Origin of the sequence: Streptomyces sp. URMC 124, from assembly GCF_051386455.1 — a bacterium.
Classification (GTDB): Bacteria; Actinomycetota; Actinomycetes; order Streptomycetales; family Streptomycetaceae; genus Streptomyces.
This window is the reverse complement of sequence record NZ_JBPQTS010000201.1, coordinates 1-10,723: the sequence shown is the minus strand read 5'-3', so window position 1 is coordinate 10,723 and position 10,723 is coordinate 1. Positions and strand designations below refer to the sequence as shown.

Annotated in this window: 9 protein-coding genes; 5 read left to right on the top strand and 4 right to left on the bottom strand. The window is 71.6% G+C overall.

All coding sequences use genetic code 11. The features are described 5' to 3' along the window. Positions 1-44: 44 nt before the first annotated feature. Complete coding sequence (locus ACSNOG_RS29535) at positions 45-1,703, bottom strand: solute symporter family protein (protein WP_436755765.1); 1,659 nt, start codon at positions 1,701-1,703, stop codon at positions 45-47. Next, positions 1,700-2,089 carry a DUF485 domain-containing protein gene (locus ACSNOG_RS29530; protein WP_436755764.1) on the bottom strand — a complete coding sequence of 130 codons (390 nt, stop codon included), beginning with the start codon at positions 2,087-2,089 and terminating at the stop codon, positions 1,700-1,702. Before ACSNOG_RS29530 ends, ACSNOG_RS29535 begins: the two co-directional genes overlap by 4 nt. Before the next feature lie 606 nt (positions 2,090-2,695). Here ACSNOG_RS29530 and ACSNOG_RS29525 point away from each other — a divergent pair. Beyond that, positions 2,696-4,240, top strand: a complete 1,545-nt coding sequence (locus ACSNOG_RS29525; protein WP_436755763.1) for a S8 family peptidase — start codon at positions 2,696-2,698, stop codon at positions 4,238-4,240. Here ACSNOG_RS29525 and ACSNOG_RS29520 read toward each other — a convergent pair. Together ACSNOG_RS29520 and ACSNOG_RS29515 are read right to left on the bottom strand one after the other, a co-directional pair. After that, complete coding sequence (locus ACSNOG_RS29520; protein ID WP_436755762.1) at positions 4,195-4,956, bottom strand: lysoplasmalogenase; 762 nt, start codon at positions 4,954-4,956, stop codon at positions 4,195-4,197. The genes ACSNOG_RS29525 and ACSNOG_RS29520 overlap by 46 nt on opposite strands. Then, complete coding sequence (locus ACSNOG_RS29515; protein ID WP_436755761.1) at positions 4,953-5,888, bottom strand: sterol desaturase family protein; 936 nt, start codon at positions 5,886-5,888, stop codon at positions 4,953-4,955. Before ACSNOG_RS29515 ends, ACSNOG_RS29520 begins: the two co-directional genes overlap by 4 nt. Before the next feature lie 231 nt (positions 5,889-6,119). On the opposite strand from ACSNOG_RS29515, the gene ACSNOG_RS29510 reads away from it, so the two are divergent. Genes ACSNOG_RS29510 through ACSNOG_RS29495 form a run of 4 tightly spaced genes read left to right on the top strand, consistent with a single transcriptional unit; the run spans position 6,120 to position 10,555 of the window. Continuing rightward, on the top strand, positions 6,120-7,124 hold the full coding sequence (locus tag ACSNOG_RS29510) for a DEDDh family exonuclease (protein ID WP_436755760.1): 1,005 nt from the start codon (positions 6,120-6,122) through the stop codon (positions 7,122-7,124). Positions 7,125-7,177: 53 nt separating this feature from the next. Further along, positions 7,178-7,978 (top strand): SURF1 family cytochrome oxidase biogenesis protein, encoded by an 801-nt coding sequence (locus ACSNOG_RS29505; protein WP_436755759.1) that lies wholly within the window; start codon positions 7,178-7,180, stop codon positions 7,976-7,978. A 29-nt stretch (positions 7,979-8,007) separates the two neighbouring features. Further along, entirely contained in the window at positions 8,008-9,795 is a 1,788-nt protein-coding gene (locus ACSNOG_RS29500; RefSeq protein WP_436755758.1) for a glycoside hydrolase family 15 protein, read from the top strand. Between the two features lie 4 nt (positions 9,796-9,799). Continuing rightward, positions 9,800-10,555: an SDR family oxidoreductase gene (locus ACSNOG_RS29495; protein ID WP_436755757.1), complete on the top strand. Its 756-nt coding sequence runs from the start codon at positions 9,800-9,802 to the stop codon at positions 10,553-10,555. Positions 10,556-10,723: the final 168 nt, after the last annotated feature.

Sequence of the window (10,723 nt, the reverse complement as noted above, 5' to 3'; positions counted from 1 at the left end):
CGCCGGGCGGGCCGCAGGGGGCCGCCCGGCGCCTCGGCGGGGCGTCAGTGCGCGCCGTATCCCGTGAGGGAACGGACCTCGAGTTCGGCGTACTTCGCGTCCGCGTCCGGCTGCGGCTTGGAGAGCATCGAGCCGAGCCAGCCCAGCAGGAAGCCGAGCGGGATGGAGACGAGGCCGGGGTTGCCGAGCGGGAAGAAGTCGAAGCTCATGCCCGGGAAGAGGGCCTTCTCGTTGCCGGAGACGACCGGGGAGAAGATCACCAGGCCGACGGAGGAGACGAGCCCTCCGTAGATCGACCACAGGGCCCCCTGGGTGGTGAAGCGCTTCCAGAAGAGGCTGTAGAGGATCGTGGGGAGGTTGGCGGAGGCCGCGACGGCGAAGGCGAGGGCCACGACGGCGGCGGCGTTCAGCCGGTGGGCGAAGATGCTCAGCAGGATGGCGATCGCGCCGATGACGACGGCGGCGCACTTGGCGGTGAGGAGCTCCTCCTTCTCGCTGGTCTTCCCCTTGCGGATGACGTTGGCCCACAGGTCGTGCGCGAAGGACGCCGAGGAGGCGAGCGTGAGCCCCGCGACCACCGCGAGGATCGTCGCGAAGGCGACGGCGGAGATCACGGCGAGGAGGACCGCGCCGCCGGTGGAGCCGGCGCCGCCGCCGACCTCCTGGGCGAGCAGCGGGGCCGCGGTGTTGCCCGAGGGGTCCGAGGCGGTGATCGACTTCGAGCCGACCAGGGCGGCGGCGCCGAAGCCCAGGGCGATGGTCATCAGGTAGAAGGCGCCGATGATGCCGATGGCCCAGTTCACGGACTTGCGGGCGGCCTTGGCGGTCGGGACGGTGTAGAAGCGGATCAGGATGTGCGGCAGGCCGGCCGTGCCCAGGACGAGGGCGAGGCCGAGCGAGATGAAGTTGAGCTTGGTGGTGCCGTCCTTGCCGTACTGCAGGCCCGGCTCGAGGAAGGCCTTGCCCTTGCCGCTCTCCTCGGCGGCGCGCCCGAGCAGGGTGGAGATGTTCCAGCCGACCTTGTTGAGCACGAGGACGGTGATCAGCAAGGTGCCCAGGATGAGCAGGACCGCCTTGACGATCTGCACCCACGTGGTGCCCTTCATCCCGCCGATGGTCACGTAGAGGACCATCACCAGGCCGACCAGACCGATGATCCAGCGCCGCGAGCCCTCGCCCGAGGCCCCGAGCAGCAGCGCCACGAGCGCGCCCGCGCCGATCATCTGGGCGAGCAGGTAGAAGATCGAGACGACGATGGTGGAGGTGCCGGCGGCGGTGCGCACGGGTCGCTGCTTGAGCCGGTAGGCGAGCGCGTCGGCCATGGTGAAGCGGCCGGAGTTGCGCAGCGGTTCGGCGACGAGCAGCAGGGCGACCAGCCAGGCGACGAGGAAGCCGATGGAGTAGAGGAAGCCGTCGTAGCCGAAGAGGGCGATGGCGCCGGCGATGCCGAGGAAGGACGCGGCGGACATGTAGTCGCCGGAGATGGCGAGGCCGTTCTGGAAACCGGTGAAGGAGCGGCCGCCGGCGTAGAAGTCGGTGGCGTCCTTGGTCTGCCGCCCGGCCCAGACGGTGATGGCGAGGGTGGCGGCGACGAAGACGGAGAAGAGCGTGATGATCAGGGTGCGGTGCTCGCTCGCGGCGCCGGCCGCGAGGGGGAGGCCGGCCTGCAGGGCGCTGGTCGTGGCGCTGGTCATGCCGGTCATTCCCCCGCTTCCAGACGGGCCCGCAGGGCCTCGGACCTGGGGTCGAGCTTGGCGGCCGCGTGCCGCGAGTACCACCAGGCGATCAGGAAGGTGGTGAGGAACTGGGCCAGCCCGAAGACGAACGCCACGTTGATGTTGCCGACGACCTCGGTGCCCATGAAGTCGCCCGCGTAGTTCGACAGCAGGACGTACAGCAGATACCAGGAGACGAAGGCGATGGTGAGCGGAAAGGCGAACGAGCGCTGTGTGCGGCGCAGTTCGCCGAACTCGGCGCTCGACTGCAGCGTGCTGAAACGATCGTTCCCGGCCGCGGGCGGGGCGGCCGCGGTGGTCTGCGGGCCGTCGGGCTCGTCCGGCCCCTGTGTGGTGGTTGGTGCGGTGTCCACGGTCTCTCCTGACAAGGGGGGTGTGAGGCGCGAGCCGATGGCTTGTGATCCGGATCACGCATCGTAGAGGCAGGTCGCAGTATGCGACAGGGGGGAAGTGCGGAATTCGGCGGCAGCCGGCGCCGGGGGCGACACCGCCCGCCCGCGGTCTCGTTGACCCTGGTGTGAGCGATGCGCCTCCTCCCACCCCGCCGTCCCCCGGTCGACGACCGTTCGGGATCGTCAGGTTGACGGCGCCCATAGCGGCGGTGCCGACCGGCCGGTCCGCCCCCCTGCCGAGAGCCGGGCGGTGGTACGGGCCGCGGGTGCCGCTTCCGCCGCTGAGCATCGACGGGCTGCGCGACGGCGATCTCGCGCCCTGAGACGACCCCTCTCCGGGGCCTGTTTCGGAGGGCTGTTTTGGAAGGCTGTTTCGAAGGAACCGTCCGGAAGGGATCCTTCCGAAGTCGCCCTGAATCTGCGCCATTTGTTGCCGGGTCATGGCCGCTCAGGGCGTTTGTTCCGGAATGCATTGCCCGGTGCCATGATCGGCGCTAGCTTCACTCGTCATGTACCCGCCCGCGCGCGGCCTGCGCTCCGGCGGTCAACGGATGATGTGGAGAACCCATGGCTCCTCTGCGTTCAAGACGGCACGCCCTGCTGGCCGTCCCCGTCGGTCTCGCCCTGACCGCCTCGCTCGGCCTCCTGCCCGGGGTGGCCGCCGCCGCTCCGCAGCCCGAGCCCCGGGCCGAGGCGGCCGTCACCGACGGCCCCCTCCTGTCGTACGTGGTGAACACCGCCACCGACCGCGCGACCCTCGCCAAGGTGAAGAAGGCCGTCACCCGGGCCGACGGCAGCATCGTGGCCGCCTACGACCGGATAGGCGTGATCGTCGCCCACTCCAAGAACGCCGGCTTCGCCGCGGCCCTGCGCGCCGTCCCCGGCGTGCAGTCGGCGGGCGCCACCCGCACCGCGCCGATCACCCCGGCCGCCACCACCGACGTGGGCAAGCCCGAGAAGGTGAAGCTGCTGGGGAGCAGCGCGGCGGCCGCCGCCCGTCAGCAGGCCACAGGCGCAGAGCCGCTGGAGGACCTGCAGTGGGATCTGCCCGCCATCAAGGCGGACCAGGCCGCGAAGGTCAACCCGGGCAGCCGCAAGGTGACCGTCGGCGTCATCGACACCGGCGTGGACGACACCCACCCCGACCTCGCCCCGAACTTCTCCCGGAGCCAGTCGGCGAGCTGCGTCACCGGCAAGGCGGACACCAGCCCCGGCGCGTGGCGCCCGTACAACCCGGCGGAGGACTACCACGGCACCCACGTCGCCGGGACGATAGCCGCGGCCCGCAACGGCGTCGGCGTCGCGGGCGTCGCCCCGAACGTCAAGCTCTCGGGCATCAAGGTGTCGAACAAGAACAGCTTCTTCTACGCCGAGAGCGTGGTCTGCGCGTTCGTCTTCGCCGCCGACCACGACATAGCGGTGACGAACAACAGCTACTACGTCGACCCGTGGCTGTTCAACTGCGCGGACGACCCCGACCAGAAGGCCATATCGGAGTCCGTCGCGCGCGCCACGAAGTACGCCCAGGACAAGGGCACCGTCAACGTCGCCTCGGCCGGCAACTCCAACTTCGACCTGGCCGCCAAGGAGATCAGCGACACCTCCAGCCCCAACGACGGCGGCACGCCCGCGCGGACCCGCAAGATCGACCCGTCCGTCTGCCTCGACGTCCCGGCCCAGCTGCCCGGCGTGGTCACCGTCTCCGCGACCGGCGCGAAGTCGGCGAAGGCCTACTACTCCAACTACGGCCTGAACCAGGTCGACGTGGCGGCCCCCGGCGGCGACAAGTACCAGGTCCCCGAGCTGCCCGCCAAGGACGGCCGCATCCTCTCCACGCTGCCCGGCGGCGACTGGGGCTACCTCCAGGGCACCTCGATGGCCGGCCCGCACGTGGCCGGCGTGGCGGCGCTGCTGAAGAGCGCGCACCCCAAGTCGTCCCCGCAGGAGATCCAGTGGCTCCTCAAGGCGCAGGCCGACAACCCCGGCTGCCCGGCGGGCCCGTACGACGGTGACGGCGACGGCAAGACCGACGCGGTCTGCACCGGCAACAAGAACGTCAACGGCTTCTACGGCTTCGGCATCGTCGACGCCCTGGACGCGGTGCGGGGCTGACGCCCGCGCTCGTCACCGGAGGGGCCGGGCGGACGCCCGCCCCCTTCCGCGCTTTCCGCGCTGCGGGCTTCCGTACTGCGGGCTTCCGCGCTGCGGGCTTCCGCACTGCGAAGGAGCCCCTCGGCGAGCAGGAGCTGCGCGCCGAGGTAGGTGAGCATGATCCAGAACTGGGCGGCGGGCGCCTGGGGCCAGTCGGCGACGCCGGTGGCGATCAGGGTGTCGGACACGACGAACAGCGCACCGCCGGCCGCGGCGAGCGGCAGCGTGCGGGTCGCCCACAGCGCCATCGTGACCAGCAGCAGGCTGTAGAGCGCGACGGGCACCCGCAGCCCGGCCTCCAGGTCGGGCCACAGCAGCACGACCGTGCCGAGCCAGGCCGCCCCGTAACCGGCGGCCAGCCCGCGGGTGCGGGCACCGGCGGGCGTGCCGTGCCGCGAGCACAGCACGAGGTAGCAGACGTGCCCGGCGGCGAAGGACGCTATCCCGAGCAGGAACGGCACGTCGCCGCCGGCCTGCAGGAGCGTGTCGCCCCCGCAGCCGAACAGCAGCGCCCCGGCCAGCAGCCGGGGCCCGCCGCGCACGAGGACCCACGCCGCGAGCAGGGGCATCAGGGCGGGCTTGGTGACGAGCGCGACGGAGGAGCCTGCCAGCAGGGCACCGAGATGTGCGAGGGCGACGGCGCCGAACGCGGCGGGGAGCAGACGGGCGGCCCTCACGCCGCGTGCTCGTGCGCGGGAACGGCCTCGGCGGCATTCTCGGCGGCTTTCTCGGCGGCCGGGGCGGTCCCGTCCTCCCGGGGCGCGTCCCCCCGGGGCGCCGGCTGCCAGCCAGGCCCCCCGAACACCCTCCCCAGTCGCTCCCGCCAGTCGCGCGCCGCGCGCAGGTCGCGGGCGATGGCGGCGTACTCGTGGGTGGCGACGCGCAGCGGGTTGTACGTGTCGATGTTCTTGGTCAGACCGTAGACGGGCCGTTCGCCCTCGGGGACGAAGGACCCGAACATGCGGTCCCAGACGATGAGGATCCCGCCGAAGTTGCGGTCCAGGTAGCCGCCCTGCGAGGCGTGGTGGACCCGGTGGTGGGAGGCCGTGTTCAGGACGTACTCGAAGGGCCGGGGCAGCTTGCGCACCCGCTCGGTGTGCACCCAGAACTGATAGACGAGGTTGGCGGACGAGCAGAAGGCCAGCGCGGCCGGATGCACGCCGACGGCGATCATCGGCAGGTAGAAGGGCCACACGGTCAGCGTGGTCCAGGGCTGGCGCAGCGCGGTGGTGAGGTTGAACTTCCGGCTGGAGTGGTGCACCACGTGGCAGGCCCACAGGATCCGCACGACGTGGTGCCCGCGGTGCGACCAGTAGTAGAAGAAGTCCTGCACGAGCAGCATCAGCGGGAGCGTCCACCACAGCACGGGCACGCGCAGCGGCGTGAGCTCGTAGAGGGCGGTGTAGACGGCGACGATCGGAATCTTCCACAGCGCGTCGAAGACGAGACTGCCGGCGCCCATTCCGATACTGGTCGCCGCGTCCTTGACCTCGTAGCCCGCATCGCCCGTCTCCTCGGCGGGATGCAGCCGGTAGCTCACCAGTTCCAGCACGGTGAGCAGGAGGAAGGCGGGTATGGACCACAGCACGACATCGGGAAGGTGCGGCATGGGCGCACGATAGGCACGTCACCAGCCGTGCCGCTAGGGGTAGTTACCCATCGGTATCGAATTGTGTTACCGAAGGTTCGCCCCATGAACGGAAGTCCGTCAATAACGCGGGCGCCTTCTCACCCGGGCATCTCGCGACGCGGCCGGGGCGGGCCCGGACGCTCCCCCGCCCGGCATCGCCGCGCCGCCCGCCCGCCTCACTGTCAGTACGCCCCCGTATTCTCTGTGACCATGCTCGAAGACCAGACCAGCGCCGACGCCCAGACGCCGTGGCCGGCCGCGTACCCCGAGGGGTACGCGGTCGTCGACGTGGAGACGACCGGGCTGGCGAGAGACGACCGGATAGTGTCGGCGGCGGTCTATCAGCTGGACGCCCGGGGGCGGGTCGAGGACCACTGGTACACGCTGGTCAATCCCGAGCGGGATCCCGGGCCCGTGTGGATCCACGGTCTGACGAGCTCGGTCCTGTCGACCGCGCCGCTGTTCGCCGAGATCGCGGACGAGTTCGCCAAGCGTCTCGAAGGCCGTGTCCTCGTGGCGCACAACGCCGCCTTCGACTGGTCGATGATCGCTCGTGAGTACGCCCGCGCGCGGGCGACCGCGCCGGTGCGGCAGCGGCTGTGCACGATCGCGCTCTCCAAGGAGCTGCAGCTGCCGCTGCCCAACCACAAGCTGGAGTCGCTCGCGGCGCACTACGGCGTGGTGCAGCAGCGCGCCCACCACGCGCTCGACGACGCCCGCGTGCTGGCCGAGGCGTTCCGGCCGAGCCTGCACCTGGCGGCCGGGGCCGATCTGCGGCTGCCGCTGCTGGCCTGCCAGCCCCTCACGGAGTGGTCCGACAGCCCGGCAAGCCCCCGCACTTCTGGATATATCGGGCATCAGCGTTCCTACGGTTCGTCCAACAGCTGGCGGCCCAGCCGTAAGCGCCCCGCCTGCCCGTACCCCAACCCCGGGCGGTACAAAGAGGGCGAACAGCTCATTCAGGGCATGCGGGTGGCGTTCTCGGGCGACACCTCCATCGACCGCGAGCTGCTGGAGGACCGCGCCATCGAGGCGGGGCTGCACATCGCCACCAGCGTCTCCCGCCTGACCAGCGTGCTGGTGACCAATGACCCCGGCTCCCCCACGACCAAGACCACCAAGGCCCGCACCTTCGGCACTCCGGTGATCGACGAGGCGGTCTTCGTCCAGCTGCTCTCGCACGTGGTCCCGGCACCGGGCGGCACGCAGGGCTGACGGCGGGGCACCCGATGGCTCCGGGGTAAACCGGGCCAGGTACCGTCAAATGCGTGTACCGCTTCCTGTTGTCCCGGCAGTGGGTGATCCTCACCCTCGTGGGGCTCGTCCTCATCCCGGTGATGATCAAACTGGGCTTCTGGCAGTTCCACCGCCACGAGCACCGGGTCGCGCGCAACGACTTCGTCGCCCGCAGCCTCGGCGCCGACCCCGTGCCGGTCACCGAGCTGTCCGGGCCCGGCAAGGACGTCTCCGCCGACGTCTGGCGCCGGGTCACCGCCCGCGGCACCTTCGACACCAAGGACGAGGTCGTCGTCCGGCTGCGGACCGACGCCGACGGCAAGTCCGGCTACATGGTCCTCACCCCCCTCCTGCTGGCCGACGGGCGGGCCGTGCTCGTCAACCGCGGCTGGATCCCCTCCACCGGCGATCTGACGAAGTTCCCCGAGGTGCCCGCCCCGCCCGCCGGCCAGGTCACCGTCACCGGCCGGCTGCGCGCCGACGAGACCGACTCCAGCGGCATCAAGGACACCCGGGGCCTGCCGCCCCGTCAGGTGATGCGCATCAACAGCGAGCGCCAGGCCGCCTCGATGCACCGTCCCGTCCTCGGCGGCTACATCGAGCTCACCGCCCCCGACCCCGGCGACAAGGGCCCCGAGCCGGTGGCCGCACCCGACCACGACAGCATCGGCCCGCACATGGCCTACGCCGTCCAGTGGTGGCTGTTCGCCGCCTTCGTGCCGGTCGGCTGGGTCGTCCTCGTCCGCCGCGAGCGCCGCGACCGCGCCGCGGCGACCGCGGACACCACCGGCGCGCGACCCGCGGTCGCCCGTACAGCCGCCACCCCGGAGTAGCCGCCCCGCCCCGGGGGAAGACGCAGGTCGTGGCAGCACGCATCGAGGACTACGCGCTCATCGGCGACCTGCAGACCGCCGCCCTGGTCGGCCGCGACGGCTCGATCGACTGGCTCTGCCTGCCTCGCTTCGACTCGGCCGCCTGCTTCGCCGCCCTCCTGGGCGACGAGGACAACGGGCACTGGAGACTGGCCCCCGCCGGCACCGACCCCGGCACCCCGTGCACCCGCCGCGCCTACCTCGAGGACTCCCTCGCCCTCGAAACCGTCTGGGAGACGCCGACGGGCACCGTCAAGGTCACCGACTTCATGCCGCAGCGCGACCGCGCCCCCGACGTCGTCCGCATCGTCGAGGGCGTCTCCGGCAGCGTCGAGATGCTCGGCGTCCTCCGCCTGCGCTTCGACTACGGCAGCATCGTGCCGTGGATACGGCGCACCGACGGCCACCGCGTCGCCGTCGCCGGCCCCGACTCCGCCTGGCTGCGCAGCGAGCCCCCCGTCAAGACCTGCGGCCAAGACTTCAGCACCCGCTCCGAGTTCACTGTCTCCGCCGGTGACAACGTCGCCTTCGTCCTCACCTGGCACCCCTCCCACCAGCCGCGCCCCGCCCTCGTGGACCCCCACGAATCCCTGCGCCACAGTCTGGAGGACTGGCGCGAGTGGGCGGCCCGCTGCTCCTACCGCGGTCCCCACCGCGAAGCCGTCGTCCGTTCGCTGATCACCCTCAAGGCGCTCACCTACGCCCCCACCGGAGGCATCGCCGCCGCGGCGACCACCTCCCTCCCCGAGGAGATCGGCGGCGTCCGTAACTGGGACTACCGTTACTGCTGGCTGCGCGACTCCACCCTCACCCTCGGCGCCCTGCTCTCCGCGGGCTACGCCGACGAGGCGGCCGCCTGGCGCTCCTGGCTCCTGCGCGCCGCCGCCGGCGACCCGGCCGACCTGCAGGTGATGTACGGCCTCGCCGGCGAGCGCCGGCTCCCCGAGACCGAGCTGCCCTGGCTCCCCGGCTACGAGGGCTCCGCCCCCGTCCGCATCGGCAACGGTGCCGTCAGGCAGCTCCAGCTCGACGTCTACGGCGAAGTCATGGACTCCCTCCACCTCGCCCGCCGCTGGGGCCTGCCGGCCAAACCCCACGAGTGGAAGCTCCAGCGCTCCCTCATGACGTACCTCGAAGAACACTGGCGGGAACCCGACGAGGGCCTCTGGGAGATCCGCAGCCCCCGCCGCCACTTCGTCCACTCCAAGGTCATGGCCTGGGTGGCCGCCGACCGCGCCGTCCGCGCCCTCGAAGCCGACCCCGACCTGCCCGGCGACCTCGACGGCTGGCGCGCCATGCGCGACGAGGTCCACCGCGAGGTCTGCGAGAAGGGCTACGACGCCGAGCGCGGCACCTTCACCCAGTCCTACGGCTCCCGCGAGCTCGACGCCGCCGCGCTCCTCATCCCCCGCACGGGCTTCCTCCCGCCCGACGACCCCCGCGTGACCGGCACGGTCGACGCGATCCGCCGCGAGCTCGCCCACGACGGCCTGCTCCGCCGCTACAGCTGCGACGGAAAGACCATGGACGGCCTCCCCGGCAACGAGGGCGCCTTCCTGGCCTGCTCCTTCTGGCTGGCCCAGGCCCTGCACGCGACCGGCCGCACCGAGGAGGCCCACGCCCTCTTCGAGCGCCTCCTCTCCCTCCGCAACGACGTCGGGCTCCTCGCCGAGGAGTACGACCCCGAGGCAGGGCGGCATCTCGGCAATTACCCCCAGGCTTTCAGCCACATCGGCCTGGTCAACACCGCCCTGTCGCTCTTCCCTCAGCAAGACTGACCGCATGGATCTGGGGCTGAAGGACCGCACGTACGTCATCACCGGAGCGACCAGAGGCCTGGGCTACGCCACGGCGCGAGAACTCGTCGCCGACGGCGCAAAGGTCGTGGTCACCGGCCGTACGGAGGAATCGGCGACGGCCGCGGCAAAAGCGCTGGGCCCGCACGCCTACGGCATGGCCGCCGACAACGCCGACCCCGCCACGCCGGACCGCCTGATCCAGGCGGCCGGGAACCGCTTCGGCGGCCTGGACGGCATCCTCATCAGCGTGGGTGGCCCGCCCGCGGGCACCACGGCGGACGTCGGCGACGACCAGTGGCAGAGGGCGTTCGACACGATCTTCCTCGGAGCGATCCGCCTGGCCCGCACAGCGGCGACGGCCCTGGGGCCGGGCGGCGTGATCGCCTTCGTCCTCTCGGCCTCCGTCCACGAACCGATCCCGGGCCTCGCCATCTCCAACGCCCTGCGACCGGGCCTGGCGGGCTTCGCGAACTCCCTCTCCCGGGAGCTGGGGCCGAAGGGCATCCGCGTCATCGGTCTCCTGCCCTCCCACCTGGACACCGCCCGGGTGAAGGAGCTCGACGCCCTCTCGGACGACCCGGAGCAGACCCGACGCCGAAAGAGCGCGCAGATCCCCCTGGGCCGCTACGGGTCCCCGGCCGAATTCGGCAAAACAGCAGCTTTCCTGCTCTCCCCGGCGGCGTCGTACCTCACCGGCATCATGCTCCCGGTGGACGGCGGAACACGGCACGGCTTCTAAGAACAGGAGCCGAGAGAACCGGAACCGGAGAACGAACGGGAGGGGCCGGGGCCGCAGGGGCAGGGGTCCGGGACGCTGACGTGTATTTGCGGGCCCGACGAGGCGGAGGGCACCGACACGGCTCCGGGCACGGGCCCGTAAATATACGGCCCCGGACCCCTGCCCCGG